This window comes from Propionispora hippei DSM 15287, from assembly GCF_900141835.1.
Taxonomy (GTDB): Bacteria; Bacillota; Negativicutes; order Propionisporales; family Propionisporaceae; genus Propionispora; species Propionispora hippei.
Window position 1 is genome coordinate 45,401 of sequence record NZ_FQZD01000005.1, and the last position, 24,672, is coordinate 70,072.

A 24,672-nucleotide genomic window follows, 5' to 3' on the forward strand; every position below is an offset into this window, starting at 1 on the left:
GCAGCTTGGGGACTAGTTACTGTAAAGTACTAGTGGAATAGACTTTACAATATTTGGCGTATATTGTAGAATGTATTAGGATAGAATATTCTTACATTACGAGCGATTACATACTATGTTTTAAATGCCGGTTATGGCGGCGCCCGTTTGCGGGAATAGGCTCTCGTCCCTACCAATGGCGAGAGTTTTTGTTTTAGGAGGGGTAACAATGTTGGATATCAAGTTTATCCGTGATAACACGGAAACCGTGCTGCAAGCTTTGCAAAACCGTGCTTCCACAATGAATTTAGACGAATTCATTGTTTTGGAAAGAGAGCGCCGTGAAGTGTTAAGCGAGGTCGAAAGTCTCAAAAATAAAAGAAATGTTGTATCGCAGGAAATTAGCAAGCTGAAAAAAGCTAAGGAAAATGCCGATGAGCTGGTGGCTGAGATGCGGGCTGTAGGCGACCGGATTGCGGTATTGGATGGTCAGGTAAAGCAAATGGAAAGTGCCATTAGCGATATTGTTATGAATATTCCCAATGTCCCCCATCAATCGGTAGTGATCGGCGCTGATGAAACGGCGAACCAGGAAATTCGCCGCTGGGGGACGCCCCGTGAGTTTGACACGGAACCCAAGGCTCATTGGGAGATTGGGGAAAAGCTCGGCTTATTGGATTTTGAGCGGGGTGGCAAGGTAACCGGCGCACGGTTTACCTTTTACCGGGGGCTGGGAGCACGCCTGGAGCGTTCGCTGATTAACTTCATGCTGGATTTGCATACCCGTGAGCATGGATATACCGAGTTTTTTCCGCCCTTTATTGCTAATAAGGACAGTATGACCGGAACAGGACAATTGCCCAAATTCGGACAGGATATGTTTAAGCTGGAAGGGTTGGACTACTATTTGATCCCGACTGCCGAAGTGCCTGTTACCAATTTGCATCGTGGTGAAATTCTGGATGGCAAGGACCTGCCGCTGTGCTATACGGCTTACAGTGCCTGCTTCCGGGCTGAAGCCGGTGCCGCCGGCAGAGACACGCGGGGTCTCATTCGCCAGCATCAGTTTAATAAGGTGGAACTGGTTAAGTTCAGCAAGCCGGAAGATTCCTACCAGGAGCTGGAGAAGCTCACCAATAATGCCGAACGGGTTTTACAACTGCTGGGACTGCCTTATCGTGTTGTTTTATTGTGTACCGGCGACATGGGCTTCTCCTCAGCTAAGACCTATGACCTGGAGGTCTGGCTGCCGAGTTTTGGAAAATACCGGGAAATTTCCTCCTGCTCGAACTTTGAGGATTTCCAGGCCCGCCGGGCGGATATCAAGTTCCGTCGCGAACCCAAGGCCAAGCCCGAGTTTGTGCATACTCTGAATGGTTCAGGTGTGGCTATTGGCCGGACGGTAGCCGCCATATTGGAAAACTACCAGCAGGATGACGGTTCGGTGGTTGTACCGGAAGCGCTGCGTCCGTATATGGGTGTTGATGTAATAAAATAGAGGTTGCTTAGGGCTTTTCGCTAGTTTTCAGATACGCCTTGACACAACGGAGCTGCCGTAATAAAAATATTATGGCAGCTCCTTTTGATTTTTCCCATAGGGCAATGGCGGGATTGACGGCTGTGCCATTGTTGAGTTCAAATTTTATTGGCTGAAAGTGGGGCCCTATGACCTGAAGCAATATTTATTAATAATTTTTGAACCGGGCTGTTGACACGGGTGGAACATTTTGTTTATAATATATATGTTCAGTTGATAATGAATATCATATTCATGGTTATCACAGAGGAAGTAGGGGGAGTGCGGTATGTCTAAGCAGTTGAGCGAGTTGAAGCCTGGCGAACAGGGAGTTGTTGTCAAGGTAAAAGGCAACGGACCTGTTTACCGTCGGATTGTGGATATGGGAATTGTCCCCGGTGCCAATATTACGGTGTTGAAATATGCCCCCTTGGGCGATCCGATTGAAATCAAGGTAAAAGGGTTTAACTTATCCTTGCGTAAATCGGAAGCATCCATGATTCAGCTTGAAGGAGCTTAAGAAGGGAAGGATACTCATATGCCGCTGACTATGGCAAGTCCCGGACAGGAAGTTAAAGTAGTTGATATAAGACATTGCGGTGATCATCGTATCCGTCTGCTGGATATGGGGTTGACAACCGGTGCGCTGGTTCGCGTGATTAGCCGGAATACATCCTCCCTGCTGATTGGTGTTAAACGGACGCGGATTATGCTGGAGTTCCGGCTGGCCCATCAAATTGACGTTCAACAGTAGAATAATTGATAAAGTGGGTTCTTACAGAATTGTGAGTACTCACTTTTTTTTGCTTGCTTTGCCGAAGGGAAAAGAAATTGTGTTAAATTGATTTTTTTCTAACATTAGCGTAATAAAATAGGATATAATATTCGAGAAAGATAATTAGCCAAATTTTAACAATGTTCGGGGGGATTGGATGTACTCCAGACAGACAGATACACCGCTATTAAAAGCCATGCAAAAATATGTGGCCGATGGCGTTATGCCTTTTCATACACCGGGACATAAACAGGGCAAGGGCATGCATCCCGTCCTGGAAAACATATTGGGTAGAGCTACCTTAGCGCTGGACTTGGCATTAATGGAAGATATGGATGATTTGCACGAACCCCATGGTTGTATCAAAGAAGCTCAGGATTTGACCGCTCAGTTATACGGGGCCGACCATAGCTTTTTTGTGGTCAACGGTACTACCGGTGGCATATATGCCATGATTTTGGCAGTGGCCGGACCGGGAGACAAGATTATCGTGCCACGCAATGCTCATCGTTCGATTATTGGCGGCATTATTTTGAGCGGTGCAATTCCGGTGTTTATGCAGCCCGAGGTTGACAGCGAGCTGGGTCTGGCGATGGGAGTTACGCCGGAAACGGTGGCAATGGCGGTGCAACTGCACCCTGAAGCCAAGGGTGTTCTGATTATCAATCCTACCTATTACGGGGTAGCCACCGATCTTAAAAAGATCGTTGATATTGTACATGCCCACAATATGGTGGTTATGGTGGACGAGGCGCACGGACCGCACCTGAAATTTGGCGACTGTCTGCCGGTTCAGGCGCTTGATGCCGGTGCCGATATGTGCGCTCAAAGTACACATAAAATTATTGGTGCCATGACCCAGTGCTCTATTGTACACTGCCGGGAGGGGCGCATCCGGGTGCCGCACTTGAAATCCATGCTCCAACTGGTCCAGTCGACCAGCCCTAACTATATTATGCTGGCTTCGCTCGATGTTGCCCGGATGCAGATGGCAACCCAGGGCTATGATTTGGTAAACCGGGCGATTAAGCTGGCGGAGTGGACGCGGACCGAAATTAATAAAATTCCGGGGCTGTATTGCTTTGGCCGGGAAAAAATCGGCAATCCCGGGGTGCACAGCATCGACCCGACTAAAGTTACGGTAACTGTCAAGGGTCTGGGCCTGCAAGGGGCCGAAGCCGAGCGGATACTGCGTCATAAGTATAATATTCAGGTAGAGCTTTCCGATATGTATAATGTATTGTTCCTGATCACCCTGGGCGACGGTGAGCTGGAGGTACAGACGCTGGTGCGGGCTTTGCGGGATATGGCGGAGCATTATTCAGGCAAAAGTGATTTTGCCGCTATGGAAGATGTCTATGCCGCCACTCGTTACCCGGCGCCGCCGGAAGGAGTTTTATCGCCGCGGGATGCGCTGTTTGGCAATACCTGCATGGTGCCGTTCCAACAATCCGCCGGGTTTGTTTGCGCCGAAATTGTTACCTTTTATCCGCCGGGCATACCGCTTTTATGTCCGGGCGAACGGATTTCACAGGATATTATCGACTACTGCACACAGCTTCAGGCAGCGGGACTTCATATTTCCGGCCCGGAAGACTATACGCTAAAAACAATAAAAGTGGTGGACTAAGTGACAGGAAAACTGATTATTATTGAAGCCGGCGACGGCTGCGGCAAAGCGACACAGACGGCAACGCTCTGCCGCCGGCTGGAACAGGAAGGCCGCCGGGTTAGAAAAGTAGAATTTCCCGATTATCAAAGCCCGTCTTCGGCGCTGATAAAAATGTACCTGCAGGGACATTTCGGCCGGGATGCGGCAGCAGTCAATCCCTATGCAGCATCCACCTTCTATGCGGTGGACCGTTTTGCCTCCTACAAGGCAGACTGGGAAAGCTTTTTGAAGGCCGGGGGGATTGTAGTATGCGACCGCTATACCACTTCCAATATGGTGCATCAGGCGGTGAAGCTTGCCGATGCGGCGGCCAGAGAGAGCTTTCTGGACTGGCTGTGGGATTTTGAGTTTGTTAAAATGGGACTGCCTGTGCCTGATGCGGTCATCTTGCTGGATATGCCGCCTGCCTACAGCCAAAAGTTGCTGGCCGAACGGACCAGCAAGGCGGGCTTTGCTGAAAAGGATATTCATGAGCAGGACCAGGCTTACCTGACGCGCTGTTATGACTGTTACCGGCAAATTGCCGAACGTTACGGCTGGCAGATCGTACCCTGTGTAAAGGATGAAACGCTAAGAAGCATTGATGACATTCACGAAGAAGTGTATGCCCGGGTGGCCAGCCTGCTGACCGGTGCCAATAACCCCGGCTGAGCGGATGGTTTGCTTATTTTAAATAAAACAATTATAATTATAATCAATAAAAGTATGTAAACCGTTTTGTTATTAGCTAGAAGAAAGGCAGGCTCTTTTGTGAAAATTAATAAGATGGGAACAGGCAATCCACTTCCTGTAACCGAGCGCGATACCGGGGGGAAGGCGGAAAAAACGGATGGCCATTTTGCTTCTGATCTATTGAAAATACAGGATGGGCAGTCTAAGGAACGGCTGAATGCATTACTCGAGCAGATTACCGAGCAGGGAAAGCGGTTGGGACAAGTGCCCACCTACTCCGAGCTTAAGACTTACCGTGAATTGGTCCGGAATTTTATCGGCGAAGCGGTAGGCAATATGTACAGCCTGAAATCTCAGGCCGGCTGGGATCGCTATGGGCGGCAGAAAGTATATACCATTATAAAAAAGGTGGATTCCACACTGGAAGAATTGGCGGAGGATGTACGGCAGGGGCAGAAGCGCCAGTTGGATATTATGGCTAAACAGGATGCGATTCGCGGCATGCTGGTAGATTTATATATGTAAGGATGAACAAACTTTGAACTGGGATAGCATAATTGGTCATACAGCTACAATTGCAAACTTGCGGGCGATGCTTCAGGCGGACCGAATGCCCCACGCGTTGTTGTTTGCCGGCCCCGAGGGGGTCGGTAAAATGCTTACGGCCGGGGTGTTGTCCGCCGCCTTGCTATGCGAGTCGGCGGACAAGCCTTGCGGAAGGTGTCCGTCCTGCCGGCAGTTTGACCAGAATAATCATCCGGATTTCAGTCTAATCCGCCCGGAAGGAGCCAGTATCCGCATTGAACAAATCAGGGCGCTGCAGCATCAGGTGTCCTTGGTGCCTTATTTAGGAGACCGGCGCGTTGTGGTTATTGAAAATTCGGATAAAATGACAACTCAGGCGGCAAACAGCCTGTTAAAAGTTCTGGAGGAGCCGCCGGGACGCGCTGTGTTTATTTTAGTGACCGCCAGACGGCAAATGCTGTTGGATACGATTATATCCCGCTGCCTGACCGTTTGGTTTCAGGCTCAGCCCTGGCAAGAGTTACTGGCGGCACTGGTGGCGAAGGGATATCCGGCCAGAGAGGCAGAAGTGGCTGTGCGGTTGGGAAACGGTAAAATGGGCACGGCACTGGGGCTGCTGGAGCCGGACGGTTTGCGGGTCCGCGACCAGGCGTTTACCCTGGTAGCCGCTCTGACGGATACCGGCGGACAAGCCCTTTGGACTTTGCCGGAGGAACTGGAAAAGTATACAAGGCAGGATGTGCTGGAGCTTTTGCACTATGTGACTTTGCTGCTGCGGGATATATTAGTATACCGGGTAAACTGGGAGCAAAGCCTGCTGTTTAATATAGACCTGACCGAGCAACTGGCTGAACAGGCTCTTTACTGGGAAGAGACGGCCTTGCTGGCGGCCTTTGGACAAATTCGCCAGGCGGAAAGGGCCTTGACGGGTAATGGCAATATTCGTTTAGTCCTGGAAGCTTTATTGATTCATATAATGGAAATGATGAAAGGAGGACAGCATTTTGCAAGTAGTAGTGGGAGTGCGATTTAAGAAAGCAGGAAAAATATATTATTTTGATCCCGGACACTTTAAGCTGGCTGCCGGTGATCATGTGATTGTCGAGACGGCCAGAGGGCTGGAATATGGAGAAATTGTTATTGGGGTGCGGGAAGTGGCCGACAAGGATATTGTTGCGCCGTTAAAAACCGTTCAACGTCAGGCGACGGAGGCCGATAAGGAAAAGGTGAAGGAAAACAGGGCCAAGGAAGTTGAAGCATTTACCCTGTGCAGCCAAAAAATCGCGGCCCATGGCCTGCCGATGAATCTGGTTGATGTAGAATATACTTTTGATGTAAATAAAATCATATTTTATTTTACCGCCGACGGCCGTATTGATTTTAGAGAACTGGTTAAAGATCTGGCCTCGGTTTTTCGTACCCGCATCGAGCTTAGGCAGATCGGTGTCAGGGATGAAGCCAAAATGATGGGCGGGATTGGCTGTTGCGGGCGTCCTTTATGCTGCGCAACCTTTCTGGGGGACTTTGAGCCTGTATCCATCCGGATGGCCAAGGACCAGAATTTATCGCTCAATCCGACCAAAATTTCCGGCATTTGCGGGCGCTTGATGTGTTGTCTGAAATATGAGAGCGACCGCTACAGCTCCTCCAGCAAGAAGATTACGCCGCCGCCTGTGGGGGTTGACGTAGTTACGATTGAAGGCGAGGGGAAGGTGGTGGCTGTCAACCATAATAAGAAGCTGGCTACCGTAGTCCTGACTGACGGTAAAACCGTTGATGTGCCCTGGGAAGATGTAGTGGAAAAAGAAACGAATGGAGCATAAAGACTGGCTGCAGCCAAAAGAACGGCTGGATGATCTTGGCATCAATGGTTTGAAAATTATTCAGCATCCTGATGAATTTTGCTTTTCTTTGGATGCCGTCTTATTGTCGCATTTTGTGATGCTGAGGCCCGGTGACAGGGTGGTCGACTTGGGTACGGGAACCGGCGTGATGCCACTTTTGCTTACCACCCGGGACGTTGGTTCCGTAACCGGCATTGAGCTTGATCGTCAAATATCGGAAAGGGCGGCGCGCAGTGTGGCCCTAAATTACCTGCAGGATAAGGTTACTATTTTGCAGGGCGATCTTCGGCAGCTAAAGGGTGTGCTGGCGGCCGGCGCATATGAAGTTGTCATTGCCAATCCGCCTTACCGGCCGGTTGGTGGCGGCTATATCAGTCCCCAGGCGGGGATTGCCCGGGCCTGTCATGAGCTTACAGCTACGCTGCAGGATGTTGTGGCGGCGGCCCGTTATCTGGTAAAATATCGGGGCCGTTTCGCCATGGTGCATCTGCCGGAACGGATGGCAGAAATTCTCAGTGTTATGGGGGCCGCCGGTTTGGAGCCAAAACGGTTGCAACTGGTGCATCCTCATCTGAACAAAGGGCCCAATATGCTGCTGGTAGAAGGCATCCGCGGTGCCAGACCAGGCCTGGAGGTACTGCCGCCGCTCATTGTCTATGAAGGTGACGGCAGCTATACGGAGGACCTGTTGCAGTATTATCCGAAAGAAATCCGGCAAATGGCAGTTAAGGAAGGCAGGCAAATGCTTAGATGACCAGAGAATACGGCAGACTTTTTTTATGCGCCACCCCGATTGGCAATTTGGAGGATATGACCTACCGGGCGGTCCGCACTCTGAAAGAGGTGACGGTCATCGCCGCCGAGGATACCAGACACACCAGGAAACTGCTTAGCCATTTTGATATTCATACACCGCTAGTCAGCTATCATGAGCACAACAAGGAGCAAAGAGGACCGGAGCTTGTCGCCCGCCTGCTTAACGGCGAGGATATTGCCGCTGTCAGTGATGCCGGTATGCCGGGAATCTCCGATCCCGGTGTTGATTTGGCCAGGTTGGCGATTGAGCAGGGGATTTTGGTTATACCGGTACCGGGAGCCAATGCGGCCTTGTCGGCACTGGTCTGTTCCGGGCTGGATACCACGGCGTTTACCTTCCTCGGTTTTTTGCCCAAGACAAAAAAGAAAAGGCAGGAGTTATTAGGCCGCTGGGCGACACACTCCTGCACCATGGTATTTTATGAATCGCCGCATCGGCTGATGGCAACGCTGGCCGAATTGCAAGCGTCTTTTGGCCGCCGCCGGGCGGTTGCCGCCCGGGAACTTACCAAAAAATTCGAGGAGTTTGTGCGCGGTGATTTGCAGAGCCTGGCAGAATACTTTACACAGCAGTCTCCCCGGGGAGAGTTTACGCTTGTTGTGGAAGGATGTCCGGCTACAGGAGAGACGGAAAGTCGGCAAGAAAATCTCTCGCCTGTTTCCTATGTGGAGCAATTAATCCGCTCCGGTAAAAATAAAAAAGATGCCATCCGACTGGTGGCATCTGAATTGGGACTTCCTAAGCGTGAGGTATACCAGGCTGTCATTGAACTGAAGGACCACTGACGGCTACTGACCGGCAGCGGTCTCCTGAGCGAAAACATGGGGTCCAAACTGGCGTAAGTACTTGTCCCAGGAAAAAGCGTTAGATGGCTTTTTCTGTCATGGCGGTTAGACATTCCTTGCAAATGTTTTTGTTTCTGAAAACGGTTACTTCGTCTGCATTGCCGCAGAATACACAGGCGCAGGAAGGCTCGTATTTCCGAAGAATGATCCGATCGCTGTCTACATAAATTTCCAAAGCGTCTTTTTCTTCTATATCTAGTGTGCGTCTTAGTTCGATAGGAATAACTACTCTTCCTAACTCGTCCACTTTGCGTACAATTCCTGTTGATTTCATAATTGAAAATTCCCCTCTCAAATACAACATTATTCGACAAAACTTGTCTGACTAAATGATACCAAATATTACAATAGCTGTCAACCTTATTTTTCCATATAAAAATATATTTACCATGAAAAGTCGAATAGTGTCGTCAAAAGACGGTTGTTTTTGTCGAATAAACTCGTATTATAGCGGAAAAGCGATTTGACAAGCTGAAATACGATTACTATAATTGGAAATTAGATGTTGTATTTTGTTGGTAAATAATAAAGCATTTGGAACTCGAATTTTCGCTTTTTTTAGCGGTAAATTTTATAGGTTGATTAAGGAGGATTACGATGGAGAAACAAACGTTTTATATCACCACCCCGATTTATTATCCCAGTGACCGGTTGCATATCGGACATGCCTATTGTACTACGGTGGCCGATGCCATCGCACGGTATAAGCGACTGGCGGGCTTTGATGTATTCTTCTTGACCGGGTCCGATGAACATGGACAAAAGATTCAGCGTAAAGCACAGGAAGAACAGGTAACCCCGATTGCCTATGTGGATAAAATCGTGGCGTCTTTTCAAAATTTATGGCAGAAGCTTCATATTTCCCATGACGACTTTATTCGCACCACAGAAAAACGTCACCGGGAAGTAGTACAGGCGATCTTTCAGAAAATTTATGACCAAGGCGATATTTATAAAGCTTCCTACGAAGGCTGGTATTGTACCCCCTGTGAAACCTTCTGGCTGGAGCGGCAGCTAGAGGACGGCAAATGCCCCGACTGCGGTCGGCCGGTAGAAATGCTGGGTGAGGAAAGCTATTTCTTTCGCATGTCCAAATATCAGGACAGGCTGCTCCAATTTATTGAAGAAAACCCTGACTTTATTCAACCTACCTCCCGCCGTAACGAAATGATCAATTTCATTAAAGGCGGACTGGAGGATTTGTGCGTATCCCGGACAACCTTTGATTGGGGGATTCCGGTACCGTTTGATCCCAAACATGTAGTGTATGTCTGGTTTGATGCACTGACAAATTATATTACCGCTGCCGGTTATATGCACGACCGGGAGAAGTTTGCCAAGTACTGGCCGGCCGACATCCATTTGGTCGGCAAGGAAATTGTCCGGTTTCATTCGATTATTTGGCCGGTCATTCTTATGGCGCTGGGCGTTCCCTTGCCGAAGAAAGTCTATGGCCATGGCTGGCTGGTAGTCGAAGGCGATAAAATGTCCAAGTCAAAGGGCAATGTTATCGATCCGGTGGCTTTAATTGACGAATTTGGCGCCGACACCATTCGCTATTTTTTGCTGCGGGAAATCAATCTGGGCATGGATGGCAATTTTTCGCGGGACGCGCTTATCAACCGCATCAATTCTGATCTTGCCAATGATTTGGGCAATTTGCTGCACCGGACCCTGAACATGATACACCGGTTCAACGGCGGCGTGGTACAAAACGGCCAAGTGCCGGAAGCCATTGATGACGGGCTGATCAGCTTGGCGAAACAGACCGTGTCGTCCTATCAGGCCATGATGGAGCAGCTTGATATTAACGGAGCGATTAAGGATGTGTGGGCCCTGATCAGCCGCACGAATAAATATATTGATGAAACCGGACCCTGGGCACTGGCCAAGGACCCGGCAAAGAAAGAACGTCTTGATACCGTTTTGTATAATTTGGCGGAAACGCTCAGAATTGTTGCTATTTTGATTTCTCCTTTTATGCCGTTGACCGCCCCCAAGATATACAGCCAGTTGGGACTGGCGGAAGATTTTACCAAGGTTACGTTGGAAACGGCTAAACAATGGGGTTCGTTGCCTTCCGGTACACAGGTAGCGGCCCATCCCGAACCCATCTTTCCCCGGATTGAAACTAAGACTGCCGATACCGGAGCAGGAAAAGCGGTCGCTGACGTCGAAGTAAAGAAACCAGTAGAAGCAGTTCCGGCTACACCGGAAGTTACCATTGATGAATTTGCCAAGCTGGATTTGCGGGTTGCCAAGGTTCTGGCGGCGGAAAAAGTTAAAGGTGCGGATAAGCTGCTGCTGCTGACGGTTGACCTGGGTTCCGAACAGCGCAGCATTGTGTCCGGCATTGCCAAACATTACACGCCGGAAGAACTGGTGGGTAAAAATGTGGTTATGATTGTTAACTTAAAGCCGGCGAAGATTCGCGGCATCGAGTCAAGAGGAATGGTACTGGCTGCTTCCGACGGTGAAAAACTGACCCTGGCAACGGCTCCCGATATGCCGCCCGGCAGCAAAGTAAAGTAGGTGGCGGTTATGTTATTTGATTCTCATGCGCATATTGATGATGAAAAATATACGGATGATCAGGCGGCGGTTATTGAACGGGCTGTCAGCAATGGAATAAGCGGCATCATCAATGTCGGAACCTGTATGGAGTCTTCCCGGCAGTCCATTGCCTTGAGCCAAAAGTATGCTATGGTCTATGCTGCCGTCGGCATTCATCCCCATGATGCTAAGGATGCCCGGCGGGAAGATTACGAGCAATTGGCGGCATGGACTGAACTGGATAAGGTAGTGGCGATTGGCGAAATCGGTCTGGACTATTATTATGATTTTTCGCCCCGTGAGATTCAAGAGGTTGTTTTTGTCCGGCAGCTTGATGTGGCGCGGCAGTGTCATAAGCCTGTGATCATCCACGACCGTGATGCCCATCAGGATACGCTGCACATTTTAAAGCATGAGGGAAAAGGGGTGCAGGGAGTTCTGCACTGTTTTTCCGGCAGTTTGGAAATGGCGCGGGAAGTGATTAAGCTTGGCTTTTATGTGTCGCTGGGCGGTCCGGTGACATTTACCAATGCAGCCAAGCTAAAAGAAATTGCCTGCCAGGTTCCCCTGGAAAGGCTGCTGGTGGAAACCGACTCGCCTTATCTCACACCGCACCCCTACCGGGGAAAGCGAAACGAGCCGGCCCATGTGCGCTTGGTGGCTGAGTGTATTGCCGGGTTACGCGGCATGGAACTGGCCGAACTGGCCCGGATTACGTCGGACAATGTGCGGCGTCTGTTCGCCATTAGTCAAGATTTATGATCCACGATCCATGATGTAGTATGAAGATGTAGCTTATGTGATAAAAAAACTGCGGCTCCGATGGATGCTCTGCAGTTTTTTTGCATAAATAACCCAGGACCGGCATATAATTTGAATGTCGTGTGACGCTCTTGCTGTTGACAACTAGGGATAATTATGGTATATTCCACAGGTGCCAAAAAAGGAGGAATTGAATGACCGACTTTCAGACTATCCAGTCAAAATTAAGCCGAAAAACAATATTGTATCTTTGCGGATTGCTTATTGTTGCTATGCTAGCGGCCGGTTTTGCCTGGACGTACAAGACGGTGCAGATTATCACAGACGGTAAACATATTGTCGTAAATACATTATATAGCGATCCCAAGTCAGTGTTAGCTCAAGAACATATAGCATTAGAATCACCAGATGAATATCGCATGTCTACCGATAAGCTGGATAATGGCACTGTCATTACCGTGTATCGGGCCATGCCTGTTACCGTGATGTACCAGGGGAAGGCGCAGTCTGTCATAACTGCCAAGCCTACCGTGGGTGAAGTGGCGGCCAGTATGGGGCTATTTGCGGATAATATCCGTCTCGAACCGGGAGCGGACACCGCAGTGGTTCCCAACCTGCAAATTAACGCCACCGTATTATCAGAGAAAATTGTAGAACGTCAACAGCCAGATCTATTTACTGTCCTGCGCAAACCTGACGCCTCCCTGGAAAGGGGAACGGAAGCAGTGGAACAGGAAGGACAGGATGGCGCCAAAACGGTCGTCATCAAACAGCACTTTGCTGATGGAAATCAAGTTTCGGAAGAGGTTTTGTCAGAACGGGTTAACGAACCGTCAATACCAAAAATCATTCGTGTTGGCACACGCGACACAGTCGAAACCTCTCGGGGCGCCATGCGCTTCAGACGCTCCGAACTGATGGAAGCCACAGCCTATAATCCCTGGGACGGCTCCGGCGCCGGTATTACGGCGACGGGAATGCAGGCCCGGCGAGGAATTGTTGCGGTTGATCCGAGGGTAATCCCTCTGGGGTCCCGCTTATTTATCCCTGGTTATGGCATGGCCTTGGCCGCCGATACGGGCGGTGCGATTGTCGGAAACCGTGTTGACTTATGTATGGACGGTTATGGTGAAGCGATAAGCTTCGGCCGGCGAATGGTAAAAGTGTATGTACTGGAATAACAGGGCTTTGCCCTGTTATTCTTTTTACTAAACTTCAGAGACATGGTACAATAACATATACGTAAATTTAACAGGGTGGTTACACCGCAGAGTAGGAGAGAGCGTAACCTTGATCAAAGAAATCATTGTCGTGGAAGGTAAACAGGATATACAGGCCGTCCGCCGGGCTGTAGATGCTGAATGCATTTCCACAGGCGGTTTTAGTATGCCGCCGCATGTTTTGCAAAAAATTGAACAAGCTTATACAAAACGGGGCATTATCATTCTTACCGATCCTGACAGCGCCGGGGAACGGATCCGCAAGTTTTTAAGCAAGCGCTTCCCGGAGGCCAAACATGCTTTTGTAGCCCGCATCGACGCCACGGCCAACGGTGATATCGGAATTGAGCAGGCTTCGGCCGAGGCCATCCGGTCGGCACTTAGCAAAGTAAAATGCCATGAGTGGCAGCCGCAGGAAGAGTTTTCCTGGCAGGATATGCTGGAAAACGGTTTGACCGGAACGGCCAATGCCGCCGAGCGACGCGCTGTTATCGGGAACCGGCTGGGTATCGGCTATGCCAATGGCAAAAGTTTTTTATACCGCTTAAACCATTACGGTGTTACCCGTGCTGATTTTAGGAATGTGATAGAGGAGATAACAAAATGATTGAGCCAACCATTGCCAACCGGGACGTGACCTTACATATCTTGAAGACCTTTGGCATTCATATGAGCAAGAAACTGGGACAGAACTTTCTGATTGATGAACAGGTGGTACAGGCTATCGTTCAGGCGGCAAATATTCAGACCGGCGATGCTGTGCTGGAAATTGGACCGGGTATTGGCACGCTGACGCAGGGCCTGGTCCGTAGCGGTGCGCAGGTGACTGCGGTGGAAATTGACCGGCAGCTAGTAACCGTGTTAGCCAAGACGCTGGAAGGTTATGAGAATGTGCGCGTCGTACATGGCGATATTTTGCGGGTCAACATTTCCCAGGAAATGGGGACCGATTCGTATAAGGTTGTGGCTAATCTTCCTTACTATATTACGACGCCGATTATCATGGGCCTTTTGGAGCAGCGCCTGCCTGTGGAACTGTTGGTGACGATGGTGCAAAAAGAAGTGGCCCGGCGGATGGTTGCCTTGCCGGGAACCAAAGATTATGGAGCGCTGTCGGTGGCGGTACAATATTACACCGAGCCGGAAATCATGTTTATCGTCCCGCCACGCTCGTTTGTGCCGGCTCCGGCTGTGGAATCGGCTGTCATTCGTTGTACCGTCCGTACTCAGCCGCCGGTGACGGTACAGAGCGAAAAGTTGTTTTTCCAAATTGTTAAGGCTGCCTTTTCGCAACGCCGGAAAACCTTGTTTAACGCTTTAAAAACAACGGGGCGCCCACCGGAAGAAATCAAAGAGGCTTTGCTGGCGGCAGGCATTGACGGAGCAAGGCGGGGCGAAACCCTGAGCCTGGAAGAATTTGCGGCCATTACAAATTACTGGAGTAAGTAACAAAAGATCTGACCGAAGAGAAACGGTCAGATCTTTTATTATTTCAGAAAAGAATCCAAGAGATCAAAACGGCGTTCACTGTTATAGCCCTGAAAAATCTTAGTCTGGTTTTGCCGGGTCCGGGGTTCGCTATGGAAAGCTGCAATAGCCTCAAGACAGTCGCCGACAATGGTATCGATAATTTTATGGGTGTGAATCTGGTTTTTGATAGACGAACCAAGCTGGTAATGGGGGATGGTGGTTGCCACATCAATTTTTAATTTGTGCAATCGGGCCAGGGCCATGGGGACCGGTGGAATGGCCAGTTCCCTAAGTGGAATAAGTTCCAGCAGCCGTTTGGAGACGGCGTGCGGGCCATGGGCCGGGGTAGCCAGGTTGATTTTTTTTTCCAGTCCTAATTCTTTATTCAGGGTAAGCCGCCACTGAAAGGTCGGATTATAGCGTTCGATGTGGCGGGGCGGCGACGGATAACAGTTGGTTAACGCGATATCCAGGTGCTTTAACAACACTCCGTCAATAAGTTCTATGAGATTGTCGTTAAACGTTCCCACCATATCGCCGTCAACGAATACGACAACGTCACTGCCCAGAGCCAGGGCAACCTTTGCGCCAATCGAGCGGGGAATGTCAATGCCAAGACATTCGTGAAAGTAGATAATTTGCAGCTTGGGAATTCTAAGCTGCAGTACTTCTTGCAAGGTAGCGTCGTGGGAACCGTTGGCAACCAGGATGATGTGGTCGACCGGCAGGGTAGCTACGTTTTGCAGTACGGTAGTTATGCGGCCAGCTTCATTACGCGCCGGAACTACCATAGTAATCATGCGCCATCACCTCGTGAAAGTGGAGTGCGGTGCATTGTGACCGACAGAGGCCAGGAATAGTAAAAGACAAATCATGAAAGTGGTCACAACCGGTTTCATCGGTATAGTATATTGAAGCGATAGGCTAAATGACACAGGCTGATTTTTCGGAGTAAGAAAAAATACCGGGCGAGTGGTCTGTAAACTTTAAGGCGATAGGATGAATTGTGAGAGATCTTTTGTCCTTGCGAGGCGGAGGAGGCTTACATATCGGGAATATGTAAGCCGACGACAACAAGGCAGGGCGGAAAAGATCTTGTAAGAACATTATAAAATTAGGGTTTACAGGCCGCTAGGTAACCGGAATGCGGCCAGAGGGCCAGAGGATTTGCCTCAAGGCGGTTGACTGTGACAAAACGAGGGGGGCGGCGTGGTGACCAACGCTTTCAATTCTACATAGTATGTAGTAAAGAGCAACATAAGACGGAGGGGTCTGGCATGGCTAATATAGAGATAGGTGATTTGGTCATACGCAAATCACATGGTGGCGATATAGTATTTAAAGTTACTGATATATATCACGATGCCTGCGGCCATAGTTACACGGTACTTAAAGGCATGCATCTGCGGCTGCTGGCCGATGCGCCGATTGATGACCTGGAAAGAGTGGACGCGGAGAACCTTCGTAATGAAATCGTCCGAATGGAAGGAATGCATAACGAAAGCCTCAAAAGAGTGATGATGCGCCGCAGCCAGGAGAGGGAACTATTGGAGTTGAACCGTTCGGAGTCATCCAAGAAATACGATTTTTTTGATCTGCCGGGACGGGTTCTGCACATTGACGGTGATGAGGAATATTTAAGAATGTGCCTGAAAACCTATAATCAGTTGAACATTGAAGCTGTGGGAAGATGTATCGAAGAATCAAAACAGGCTGATGTGGTGATTGCGCTTATTGATGAATTCCGTCCCGATATTCTGGTGTTGACCGGTCATGACGCGTTAATTGGCAATGGTAAAAAAAATTTTAAAGATATGAATAATTACCGTAATTCCCGTTATTATGTGGAAGCAGTAAAGAAAGCCCGGATTTTTGAGCCGGCCCGTGATGACTTAGTTATTTTTGCCGGGGCTTGCCAATCCTATTTTGAGGCCATCTTAAACGCCGGAGCGAATTTTGCCAGTTCGCCAACCCGTATTTTCATCCACGCCTATGATCCGGTGTTTATCGCGGAGAAAGTAGCCTTTACCCCCATTAATAAGACAGTTGACGTTGGCGCAGCCATTAGCGCTTCGGTAACAGGCATTGAGGGGGTCGGCGGTTTGGAAACCCGGGGAAAGTTCAGGCTGGGATTGCCTAAGACTCCCTATAAATGAATTTGCTAAAGGGAAAAACCGCTATGAAAATCAGCGGTTTTTTTACTATCTTTCGGGAGGACAGCTTTCGGGCGTGTTTTTTCAAACTAGCGGAATATCCAGTGACGTGCTTTTTGTACCATACTTCATTGAGGGAAGGATAGGATTTTGCTGTAATTATGTCTAATCTTATTATAGGAAGGAAAGTGTTGCAGGAGGGAATCTGACGTGACAGAAATCGCATTATTTATTTCCATCGGAATTAATCTTATGGGCCTTATTGTTTTATTGCTGATAAGTAAACAACAGGGCGGTATAAAAAAGCAGGATATTATGAATGCTTTTGCCAGTTTAGAGAAGGGAAATACCCGGACGGAACTGATCTTTAAAGATGAAATCAGGCGCAACCGGGAGGAAATGACCGGCCAGGCGGCCTTGCTGCGTCAGGAAGTCGCTCAGGCGCTGAGCCAGATGAACGAATCAATCCTGCGGAGACTGAACGAGCAGCGGCAGACGCAGTTGCAGCAGGGTGAAGCGTATACGGCGCAGTTACAGATCCTTACCCGGACCAATGAGAGCAAGCTGGAACATCTGCGGGATACAGTAGAACAGAAGCTGCAGGCGCTGCAGCAGGATAATAGCCGAAAACTGGAAGAGATGCGCCGGACGGTGGATGAAAAACTGCATGAAACCTTAGAGCGCCGGCTGGGGGAAAGCTTCCGCCTGGTAAGTGAACGGCTCGAACTGGTACATAAGGGGCTGGGTGAAATGCAGGTGCTGGCCAGCGGGGTCGGCGATCTAAAGCGAGTGCTTACGAATGTTAAGACAAGGGGGATTTGGGGTGAAATCCAACTGGCCAATTTGTTGGAGCAAATTTTGACTATCGAGCAGTATGAACGGAATGTGGCGACCAAACCAGGCAGCAATGAGCGGGTTGAATTTGCTATCCGCCTGCCGGGGCGGGATCAGGCGGGAAGCACGGTTTGGCTGCCGATTGACGCGAAGTTTCCCCAGGAAGACTATCAGCGCCTCCTAGAGGCTCAGGAAGCGGCTGATTTGCCGGCTGCCGAGGAAGCGGGCAAAGCGTTGGAAAGCCGGATTAAACTGGAAGCAAGGGGAATCAACGAGAAGTATTTGTGCGTGCCCCATACCACCGATTTTGCTATCCTGTTTCTTCCCATTGAAGGGTTGTATGCCGAGGTACTGCGGCGACCGGGGCTTTGCGACCAGCTTATGCAACGCCATAAGGTGATTATTACCGGCCCGACCACGCTGGCTGCCTTGCTAAACAGTCTGCAGATGGGCTTTCGGACCTTGGCGATTGAAAAACGCAGCTCAGAAGTATGGGCCTTGCTGGGAGCGGTTAAGAGCGAGTTCGGCAAATTTGGTGATTTGCTGGAAAAAACCCATAAAAAGCTGCAGGAAGCCAGCAATTCTATTGATACGGCTGCCCGTAAATCCCGGACGATTGAACGGAAGCTGAAAGCGGTGGAAGAATTGCCGCCGGAGCAGGCCAGGCAGTTACTGGAGGTAAATGGGTCAGAGACGGAGCTTTATTAGTTATGTAAACATTTACAGTCTTATTTTGCAGGATTTTGTCGTATTTGGGCGAATATATCTATTCTGTAACCAAAAAAGTTAATATCTTATGTAAGATAAAACAACACAGAAAGGTAGATTGTCTAATGCGATCAAAAAAGCTAACTAGCATGCTGTTATTTGGTTTCGTTACGGTATCTTTACTTTCGACATCGATAGGCGGTGCTTTTGCATCCAGCGCCCTGGCTGCCGAAGCAGCGGAAGGTACCACCGCAGTAGTGCAGAAACAGGATACGAAAAATAAGGATGTCCTTGGCGGAATTCTTGCTGTTGGACTAATCGCTATTTTAGCCAACCATGGCGGACATAGTGATAAATCTTCGGCTGCCAGCAGTTCGACCGGAGTAACCGGAACTTCCGGACAAAGCTCAAAGACAACGACGACGAACACCTCGACCAAGGGGAGCAGCAGCGAAGTCCAGCAGGCATTAAGTCTGTTAAATGCTGACCGGGCTAAGAACGGTTTGCCTGCGCTGGCTTTTAACAGTGCTCTTGCTAACCTGGGAGATGCTTATGCGCAGGATATGATTAACCGCAATTTCTTCTCTCATTACAACCCGGAAGGCCAGTCGCCGTTTGACCGCATGAAAGCGGCCGGCATCGGTTATACCTATGCCGGCGAAAATCTGGCGATCAATACTGATGTGGCAGCCGCTGAGACGGCCTTCATGAACAGTTCCGGTCACCGGGCTAACATTTTAAATCAGAATTACACACAAGTAGGCTTGGGCGTTCGTCATGATGCCAAAGGCTCCGTGTATGTGGTGCAAGAGTTCATTAAACCTTAATAGAGCCGGTAGAAGATAAAATGTCCTGCGAGTGATCGCAGGACATTTTGTTATCCCATACACTTCGGGCATCTGCCATGATGCAGGACGACGTCAAATTCATGACTGCAGACAGGGCAAATCTTGAATACTCGATAGTGACATACTTTATATAGCCGGTAGACGCATTTAAAGGTTTTTACACATTCTTTTTCCGGTTTGGGTAGGGGGGGAATATCACAGCAAACCTGTTGGTGTTCCTGGCAATCGTCTTTGTAACAGTCATCCTTCATATGGTGGTGACATTCTTTCATGTAGTCGCAATCATATTTAGGATAATAGTTGCCTTTTACATACATTTTTTTATAACCTCCGTTCATATTTGATCAGCCCTTTTTTTAAGGGCTTCTTTTACATACTATGACAAAAAGAGTTAAAGTGTTATGTCTATTCTCTTGGATTGATATTTAATTCCCGGTTGTAAGGCATCTTGCCAAATTTTTGTCACATAAAAATTTTCGTAGGCATATATATAAATAGAACATTCAAAGGGGGGAATATATGTGGACGATAAAGATCTCCGCCAAACGGTAAGCGCATCCTCGAAAGGGATGTATAATTACAATCAATGCACGCTCGGTACACAGACCGGACCGCAGACGATTATCGTGCGTCAGGTCATTGCCGAATCAGAGGAACAAAAGGTTCTGGATATTCACGTAGTCGTTCCGGAACAAAAACCGTCCATCGAGCAGATTGTTGATGTATTTGTTAAAAATGTGGAAATCAATTATGTTGATGTCATTACGGATAAGGTCATTGTTCGCGGTGAGTTTGAGGTAAAGGCCATTTACGTGGCTGATTTACCTAATCATCCGGTCCATGCGGTGGAAATCAGGCATTACAGATGGACTCAGGACCTGGCAATGTCGGGGGTTCGCAAGGGAATGGACGCCGATGCCAGTGTGGTAGTGGAATTTGTTGATTACGATATGGATGAATGGACCCGTGCCTACAAGCATAAACATTGGGAACATGATTGCGATGATACGGAAGATACCTGCGATACAGATGATACACCGGACACCTGCGATACCGAGGATACGGAAGACACTTGCGATACGGATGACACTACTGATACTTGCGATACGGATGATACCTGCACCGATACCTGTGATTCCCATGACCATCACGGCCACTGCGGACACCATCATCATCATCATAATTGCCGCGAATTCGATGTTTCCGTCGTACTAAAAATTACCGCCAAGGTCATGACCGACCGCGAAGTTCAGCTTGGTGTGACTACCATGCCTACCTCGCCTAAAGGATAATGATCAACAGAGGTATATCAATAAAAAAGGGGGGGGAAAAATGGCTGACGACTTAGAACGTGCTTCGGGTGGTTCGACAGGAGCTACTTCGAACACTGTAGTATCGGTAACCGGAACAGGAACGGCGGAAAGCGCTCAGGCAATATGCGGCTGCCCCGAAATCGGACCTGAGACGATACAAGTAGAACAAGTGCTGGGCGCCGAAATGGATCAGCGCGTTGTTGAATTTGATATGTTTGTCCCGGCGGAAAAACCGGATATTGAGCAAGTCGTGGATGTATATGTGAAAGACCTGGAAATTAATAATGTAACAATCATTCCTGACAAAGTAATTATCCGCGGTGACCTGGAAGTGAAAGTCATGTATGTGGCCGATCTTCCTGATCAGCCGGTCCACGCGTTTGAACGTCGGCATGTGCGGTTTACGCGGGATATTTCCATTCCCGGCGCTATGCCGGATATGACGGCCAAGGCAGACGTACAGGTTGAATATGTGGATTATGACTTTTGCTGCCACACGCCGCGGAAAGTGCATATTACGATTGTACTTAAATTCTGGGCCAGGGTGGTCAGTACCACCGATATGGAAGTTCTCGCGGTTACACCGATTGACGAAATGGGGCAGGTCGAGGTTTCTACAGCCTCTGGCTCCTCAAATGATTCGACAGCGGCCAGTACCTTTTCCGATGATTTCGTTTCAGCTTCCCATTATTCCGGCTACAATGATCAGAATGTATATGTTACCGGCGTGACGCCGTCGGTTGGCACACAACCGACTGTCAGCGGTACGGCTACTGTAACTGGAAGCGTTGTACACGTGCGAAGCGGTCCGGGAACCAATTTCCCGATTGTCACAAAAGTTAAAAAGGGCGATACGGTTACCATTAAAGAACAGGCTTTTGGCTGGTACCGGGTGCTTTTGGCCGATAATACCACCATTGGCTGGATTGCCAGTTGGCTGCTTAGCGTATAACAGCCGGCAAAGATAATAAGAGCAAACACCATGGCGATTCCGGGCGGATCGGTGGTGTTTGTTTTTTTATTGTCCCTGGTGGTCTGTCTAATCTGTCTCGTAATGGCTTCAAGGCTAGTTTTCCGCAAAGCATCGCTGCCAGCGGCCTGCCTTTGTCCGGTGGTGCGCTACCACCTCGCTTTGCGAAAAATTCCTGCCGATTCTTTTACGCTTTCAAAGCAGACGGACCACTAAGGTTTAACGGTTTGCAAGTACAGCGAACCTTTTGGGATTTTGGCATGAATTGGCCTTCTCATCATATAGTTAAAACAGATGCCTGAACGGAAGGGAGGAAACTCAGATGCTGCTTGGGGCTAAATATCTTGGACCGGTCGGTTTGGGTGTAACGGCGCCGCAATTATTCCGGGCCGATGATAATCAGGTATATGTGGTAAAGCTGCAGAACAATCGCCTGGGAGTAAAGGTTTTGGTGAATGAATGGTTGGGCGCTCAGCTTGGTCAGGTGTTGAAGCTATGTTTTCCGCCCAGTGACATTATTCGTCTGGAAGAAAAAATAATCCGGGGCAATAAGCTGCTAAGAGCTGCAGCCGTGCCTGCCGGATTGCATTTTGCCAGCCGATATATAAGAAAAAACAGATATGTTAACAGAAGCAATATAAAGAGAGCCTTAAATACGGCGGATATGGCGGGGGTTATTTTATTCGACCACATGTTCCATAACTTTGACCGTACCTGGAACCGAAAAAATTTGCTGGTATGCCATGACGAGGCAGGCTATCAACTATATGCCATTGATAATTCCCATTTATTTAGTAAAGGAAAATGGAGATCAGCTACTCTGACGGAGTTAAGCGATAAAATAACGGTAAACAAGCATCGTGCCTATGGCGTGTTGCTTAAGTATTATCTTCGGCGGGAGCATTTTAGCAAGTACGTGGCATTGATTCAGGCCATACGGCCGGAAGAGTGGCAACAGATGGTTGACGGTATTCCGCAAGAATGGCTGCCGCTGCCGGAAGAGCGGGCTTCCTTGCTGCAATTTTTATACAGGCGGCAGGAATTGGTCGAGAAGATTGCAGACTCTATCTGCGCTTTAATCCCGGATGTACACAGGGGTGCCCACCCTCACTAAGGTAAAAACCTCTTCCACGTGGGCATTATGCATGCGGATACAGCCGTTGGAGACCATTTGCCCAATAAGCCAGGGTTTGGTAGTGCCGTGAATGCCATAAGAATCAAGGCTCAGCCCTAGCCAACGGGTACCCAGTATGCCGCCGGGATTCATGTGTTTTAGGATGATCGTGTAATTGCCGAGCGGCGTGGGGGTAGCTGGTTTGCCGATAGCTACCGGATAGTTCCTCAGCGGCGTATTGCCGTCAAACAGGGTAAGCTGACGACGTTGTTTGGCAATGAGAATATTGGCGCGGGGCAGGGCTAACTGAGCACGCTGCTGTGGCTGACTGGCAGGGGCTAGTGTCAGATGCCGGGCGGCCCATAAGCGGCTGAAGGTGAGCGGGTTTAGCAGGCCGGTGGCCGGCAGGTTTTCTTCCTGTTGGAACTGGGCTACCGCTTCCTGGGTCAGCAGATTGTATACGCCGTCCGGAGTACCGGTGTAGAGACCGCGGGCAGCCAGCTTTTCCTGAAGCTGGGCAATTAGAGGATGGCAGTAATCCAACTGGCTGAGGGTTGGTAATAAGGACAGACGGCAGGCAGGGTAAAGGAAATGGATATTCACCAGATAAACCTCCTTGATACCGGATGGACAGGCTGCATAAGCGGCCTGCTCCTGCCGGATATTGTTGCAGTACTCCACCGGCTATGAAAGTGTAGATTGAATTTGCAGGGAGTTTCCCGTAAGTCAAGGCGAGGGGTGCGCCGATGAAATATAGGCCGGTTGAAGACAACGAACCCTTGCGGAAAAGAACACATGAAGAAGCTGCACTTTCATAGTTGAGGGAGTACTAGACCATTATATGAATTTACCGGGGCTAGTGCTCCAGTAATCTTGAACGCAGAAATTGCTGATAGTCAAAATTTTATAACTCATCGCTGTTGTCAGTCGGCGTGCTGGCAGTATGTCTTTAGCTTTGTCTTGTCTGATAAAATTCTACCCCGCCATTAAGGCTGCCTCGGTACTAGGGAACCCTGATTTATCCACATCACGCAGCCTGGCGGAGCCTTTCCCGTTTGGTTGCGTCAGAAAAATCATGAAAAAGAACCGCTATTTCTGCAGTTTTACTTCCATGTCAGCCGAAAAACTTCTCGCCAGGCTGGCAGGCTTATTTAAATCAGGAGTTCCCTAGTATGTTTTCTCCGGGTTTTTGTATAAAAAAGGATTGGTTATGGCAAAAATAAAGCTATATTGATGCTTCAGGAGGTTTTCATGCACGATAAAGCATCCGGACAATTATTGATCATTGGCGGCGGTGAGGACAAACAGGGGGATTGCCAGGTTTTGCAGAAGTTCATTGAACTGTCCGGCGGTTGTGACGCGAGAATAGCTGTTATTACGACTGCTACGGAATATCCGCAGGAGGTTGGCGATGAGTATAAAGCGTTGTTCAGCGCGATTGGCGCTTCTTCGGTTGGGGTTTTGTATATTAAAGATCGTGAGGCCGCCAACGACTTACAGCAGATTCAGGAGATTGAAAATGCCACCGGCATTTTTTTTACTGGTGGCGATCAACTGCGGTTAACCAGTATTCTTGGCGGTTCGAAAATAGAAGCGGCTATCCGGTCGGGGTTTGTTAAAGGTGCTGTGATTGCCGGAACAAGCGCCGGCGCTTCGGTTATGAGTGATACTATGATTGTCGGCGGTGACTCCAGCGATACACCGAAAAAGTCAAGCTTAAGTATGGCCCATGGCATGAGCCTGCTCAATGGAGTGGTGATTGATCAGCATTTTGCCCAACGGGGAAGAATTAATCGTCTGCTGGCTGCCGTATCGCAGAATCCCAATGTTTTGGGTATCGGTATCGACGAGGATACGGCGATCGTGGTATCGCCCGATGGACGCTGCGAGGTAACCGGTTCACAGACGGTAACGATTGTTGACGGGAAAAATATTGTTCATTCCAATATATCGGAATCCAAGCGCCATGATCCCCTGGCGATTACCAATGTAACATTGCATATTCTGCCATCAGGTTTCGGGTTTAACCTGAAGCGGCGGCTGCCGTTTATTTGCCGTACTTGAATGTAGGATATGTAACTA

The 24,672-nt window shown here is 49.0% G+C and carries 25 protein-coding genes; 22 read left to right on the forward strand and 3 right to left on the reverse strand.

The window, feature by feature from the left end:
• Positions 1 to 208 precede the first annotated feature (208 nt).
• From serS to rsmI, 10 genes are all read left to right on the forward strand, one after another.
• Positions 209 to 1,477: a serine--tRNA ligase gene (gene serS / locus F3H20_RS02130; RefSeq protein ID WP_149733333.1), complete on the forward strand. Its 1,269-nt coding sequence runs from the start codon at positions 209 to 211 to the stop codon at positions 1,475 to 1,477.
• 307 nt (positions 1,478 to 1,784) lie between these two features.
• The gene (locus F3H20_RS02135) at positions 1,785 to 2,015 is read left to right on the forward strand and encodes a FeoA family protein (protein ID WP_149733334.1); all 231 of its coding nucleotides are present in this window, start codon (positions 1,785 to 1,787) and stop codon (positions 2,013 to 2,015) included.
• An 18-nt stretch (positions 2,016 to 2,033) separates the two neighbouring features.
• Positions 2,034 to 2,249, forward strand: coding sequence for a FeoA family protein (locus tag F3H20_RS02140; protein ID WP_149733335.1), 216 nt, complete (start codon positions 2,034 to 2,036; stop codon positions 2,247 to 2,249).
• Between the two features lie 178 nt (positions 2,250 to 2,427).
• Positions 2,428 to 3,900 (forward strand): aminotransferase class I/II-fold pyridoxal phosphate-dependent enzyme, encoded by a 1,473-nt coding sequence (locus tag F3H20_RS02145; RefSeq protein ID WP_149733336.1) that lies wholly within the window; start codon positions 2,428 to 2,430, stop codon positions 3,898 to 3,900.
• On the forward strand, positions 3,901 to 4,593 hold the full coding sequence (locus F3H20_RS02150) for a dTMP kinase (protein ID WP_149733337.1): 693 nt from the start codon (positions 3,901 to 3,903) through the stop codon (positions 4,591 to 4,593).
• Between the two features lie 99 nt (positions 4,594 to 4,692).
• The gene (locus tag F3H20_RS02155; RefSeq protein ID WP_394349555.1) at positions 4,693 to 5,139 is read left to right on the forward strand and encodes a YaaR family protein; all 447 of its coding nucleotides are present in this window, start codon (positions 4,693 to 4,695) and stop codon (positions 5,137 to 5,139) included.
• A gap of 13 nt (positions 5,140 to 5,152) precedes the next feature.
• Positions 5,153 to 6,172, forward strand: coding sequence for a DNA polymerase III subunit delta' (gene holB / locus F3H20_RS02160; protein ID WP_149733338.1), 1,020 nt, complete (start codon positions 5,153 to 5,155; stop codon positions 6,170 to 6,172).
• Positions 6,144 to 6,962, forward strand: coding sequence for a PSP1 domain-containing protein (locus F3H20_RS02165; protein WP_149733339.1), 819 nt, complete (start codon positions 6,144 to 6,146; stop codon positions 6,960 to 6,962). Before holB ends, F3H20_RS02165 begins: the two co-directional genes overlap by 29 nt.
• The gene (locus F3H20_RS02170) at positions 6,952 to 7,737 is read left to right on the forward strand and encodes a tRNA1(Val) (adenine(37)-N6)-methyltransferase (protein ID WP_149733340.1); all 786 of its coding nucleotides are present in this window, start codon (positions 6,952 to 6,954) and stop codon (positions 7,735 to 7,737) included. Before F3H20_RS02165 ends, F3H20_RS02170 begins: the two co-directional genes overlap by 11 nt.
• Entirely contained in the window at positions 7,734 to 8,585 is an 852-nt protein-coding gene (rsmI, locus tag F3H20_RS02175) for a 16S rRNA (cytidine(1402)-2'-O)-methyltransferase (RefSeq protein WP_149733341.1), read from the forward strand. The genes F3H20_RS02170 and rsmI overlap by 4 nt, the downstream gene beginning before the upstream one ends.
• A gap of 79 nt (positions 8,586 to 8,664) precedes the next feature.
• Here rsmI and F3H20_RS02180 read toward each other — a convergent pair whose 3' ends face one another.
• Entirely contained in the window at positions 8,665 to 8,919 is a 255-nt protein-coding gene (locus F3H20_RS02180) for an AbrB/MazE/SpoVT family DNA-binding domain-containing protein (RefSeq protein ID WP_091743837.1), read from the reverse strand.
• A 323-nt stretch (positions 8,920 to 9,242) separates the two neighbouring features.
• Between F3H20_RS02180 and metG the strand changes: the two genes are divergently transcribed.
• From metG to rsmA, 5 genes are all read left to right on the forward strand, one after another.
• Positions 9,243 to 11,177 (forward strand): methionine--tRNA ligase, encoded by a 1,935-nt coding sequence (gene metG / locus F3H20_RS02185; RefSeq protein ID WP_149733342.1) that lies wholly within the window; start codon positions 9,243 to 9,245, stop codon positions 11,175 to 11,177.
• Positions 11,178 to 11,186: 9 nt separating this feature from the next.
• A complete protein-coding gene (locus F3H20_RS02190) occupies positions 11,187 to 11,960 on the forward strand; it encodes a TatD family hydrolase (protein WP_149733343.1) in 774 nt (257 codons plus the stop codon).
• Positions 11,961 to 12,154: 194 nt separating this feature from the next.
• Entirely contained in the window at positions 12,155 to 13,141 is a 987-nt protein-coding gene (locus F3H20_RS02195) for a 3D domain-containing protein (protein WP_149733344.1), read from the forward strand.
• 109 nt (positions 13,142 to 13,250) lie between these two features.
• On the forward strand, positions 13,251 to 13,787 hold the full coding sequence (gene rnmV / locus F3H20_RS02200) for a ribonuclease M5 (protein WP_149733345.1): 537 nt from the start codon (positions 13,251 to 13,253) through the stop codon (positions 13,785 to 13,787).
• Positions 13,784 to 14,629 carry a 16S rRNA (adenine(1518)-N(6)/adenine(1519)-N(6))-dimethyltransferase RsmA gene (gene rsmA, locus F3H20_RS02205; RefSeq protein WP_149733346.1) on the forward strand — a complete coding sequence of 282 codons (846 nt, stop codon included), beginning with the start codon at positions 13,784 to 13,786 and terminating at the stop codon, positions 14,627 to 14,629. The genes rnmV and rsmA overlap by 4 nt, the downstream gene beginning before the upstream one ends.
• Before the next feature lie 38 nt (positions 14,630 to 14,667).
• Here rsmA and F3H20_RS02210 read toward each other — a convergent pair whose 3' ends face one another.
• Positions 14,668 to 15,450 carry a glycosyltransferase family 2 protein gene (locus F3H20_RS02210; protein WP_091743831.1) on the reverse strand — a complete coding sequence of 261 codons (783 nt, stop codon included), beginning with the start codon at positions 15,448 to 15,450 and terminating at the stop codon, positions 14,668 to 14,670.
• 477 nt (positions 15,451 to 15,927) lie between these two features.
• On the opposite strand from F3H20_RS02210, the gene yabG reads away from it, so the two are divergent.
• The 6 genes from yabG to F3H20_RS02245 all read left to right on the forward strand — a co-directional run bounded on the left by yabG (position 15,928) and on the right by F3H20_RS02245 (position 22,590).
• The gene (yabG, locus tag F3H20_RS02215; RefSeq protein WP_149733347.1) at positions 15,928 to 16,806 is read left to right on the forward strand and encodes a sporulation peptidase YabG; all 879 of its coding nucleotides are present in this window, start codon (positions 15,928 to 15,930) and stop codon (positions 16,804 to 16,806) included.
• 207 nt (positions 16,807 to 17,013) lie between these two features.
• Positions 17,014 to 18,345, forward strand: coding sequence for a DNA recombination protein RmuC (locus F3H20_RS02220; protein WP_149733348.1), 1,332 nt, complete (start codon positions 17,014 to 17,016; stop codon positions 18,343 to 18,345).
• 125 nt (positions 18,346 to 18,470) lie between these two features.
• Complete coding sequence (locus F3H20_RS02225) at positions 18,471 to 19,172, forward strand: CAP domain-containing protein (RefSeq protein WP_149733349.1); 702 nt, start codon at positions 18,471 to 18,473, stop codon at positions 19,170 to 19,172.
• A 542-nt stretch (positions 19,173 to 19,714) separates the two neighbouring features.
• The gene (locus F3H20_RS02235) at positions 19,715 to 20,485 is read left to right on the forward strand and encodes a DUF3794 domain-containing protein (protein WP_223191568.1); all 771 of its coding nucleotides are present in this window, start codon (positions 19,715 to 19,717) and stop codon (positions 20,483 to 20,485) included.
• A 40-nt stretch (positions 20,486 to 20,525) separates the two neighbouring features.
• On the forward strand, positions 20,526 to 21,458 hold the full coding sequence (locus F3H20_RS02240; protein WP_149733351.1) for an SPOCS domain-containing protein: 933 nt from the start codon (positions 20,526 to 20,528) through the stop codon (positions 21,456 to 21,458).
• 340 nt (positions 21,459 to 21,798) lie between these two features.
• Complete coding sequence (locus F3H20_RS02245) at positions 21,799 to 22,590, forward strand: HipA family kinase (RefSeq protein ID WP_149733352.1); 792 nt, start codon at positions 21,799 to 21,801, stop codon at positions 22,588 to 22,590.
• Here F3H20_RS02245 and F3H20_RS02250 read toward each other — a convergent pair.
• Positions 22,552 to 23,193: a L,D-transpeptidase family protein gene (locus F3H20_RS02250; protein WP_149733353.1), complete on the reverse strand. Its 642-nt coding sequence runs from the start codon at positions 23,191 to 23,193 to the stop codon at positions 22,552 to 22,554. The genes F3H20_RS02245 and F3H20_RS02250 overlap by 39 nt on opposite strands.
• A gap of 648 nt (positions 23,194 to 23,841) precedes the next feature.
• Here F3H20_RS02250 and F3H20_RS02255 point away from each other — a divergent pair.
• Positions 23,842 to 24,654: a cyanophycinase gene (locus tag F3H20_RS02255; RefSeq protein ID WP_149733354.1), complete on the forward strand. Its 813-nt coding sequence runs from the start codon at positions 23,842 to 23,844 to the stop codon at positions 24,652 to 24,654.
• Positions 24,655 to 24,672 lie beyond the last annotated feature (18 nt).

Coding starts and splice junctions, on each gene's coding strand:
- serS (WP_149733333.1), top strand. CDS start 209: ATGTTGGATATCAAGTTTATCCGTGATAACACGGAAACCGTGCTGCAA.
- F3H20_RS02135 (WP_149733334.1), top strand. CDS start 1,785: ATGTCTAAGCAGTTGAGCGAGTTGAAGCCTGGCGAACAGGGAGTTGTT.
- F3H20_RS02140 (WP_149733335.1), top strand. CDS start 2,034: ATGCCGCTGACTATGGCAAGTCCCGGACAGGAAGTTAAAGTAGTTGAT.
- F3H20_RS02145 (WP_149733336.1), top strand. CDS start 2,428: ATGTACTCCAGACAGACAGATACACCGCTATTAAAAGCCATGCAAAAA.
- F3H20_RS02170 (WP_149733340.1), top strand. CDS start 6,952: ATGGAGCATAAAGACTGGCTGCAGCCAAAAGAACGGCTGGATGATCTT.
- rsmI (WP_149733341.1), top strand. CDS start 7,734: ATGACCAGAGAATACGGCAGACTTTTTTTATGCGCCACCCCGATTGGC.
- F3H20_RS02180 (WP_091743837.1), bottom strand. CDS start 8,919: ATGAAATCAACAGGAATTGTACGCAAAGTGGACGAGTTAGGAAGAGTA.
- metG (WP_149733342.1), top strand. CDS start 9,243: ATGGAGAAACAAACGTTTTATATCACCACCCCGATTTATTATCCCAGT.
- F3H20_RS02190 (WP_149733343.1), top strand. CDS start 11,187: ATGTTATTTGATTCTCATGCGCATATTGATGATGAAAAATATACGGAT.
- F3H20_RS02195 (WP_149733344.1), top strand. CDS start 12,155: ATGACCGACTTTCAGACTATCCAGTCAAAATTAAGCCGAAAAACAATA.
- rsmA (WP_149733346.1), top strand. CDS start 13,784: ATGATTGAGCCAACCATTGCCAACCGGGACGTGACCTTACATATCTTG.
- F3H20_RS02210 (WP_091743831.1), bottom strand. CDS start 15,450: ATGATTACTATGGTAGTTCCGGCGCGTAATGAAGCTGGCCGCATAACT.
- yabG (WP_149733347.1), top strand. CDS start 15,928: ATGGCTAATATAGAGATAGGTGATTTGGTCATACGCAAATCACATGGT.
- F3H20_RS02225 (WP_149733349.1), top strand. CDS start 18,471: ATGCGATCAAAAAAGCTAACTAGCATGCTGTTATTTGGTTTCGTTACG.
- F3H20_RS02240 (WP_149733351.1), top strand. CDS start 20,526: ATGGCTGACGACTTAGAACGTGCTTCGGGTGGTTCGACAGGAGCTACT.
- F3H20_RS02245 (WP_149733352.1), top strand. CDS start 21,799: ATGCTGCTTGGGGCTAAATATCTTGGACCGGTCGGTTTGGGTGTAACG.
- F3H20_RS02255 (WP_149733354.1), top strand. CDS start 23,842: ATGCACGATAAAGCATCCGGACAATTATTGATCATTGGCGGCGGTGAG.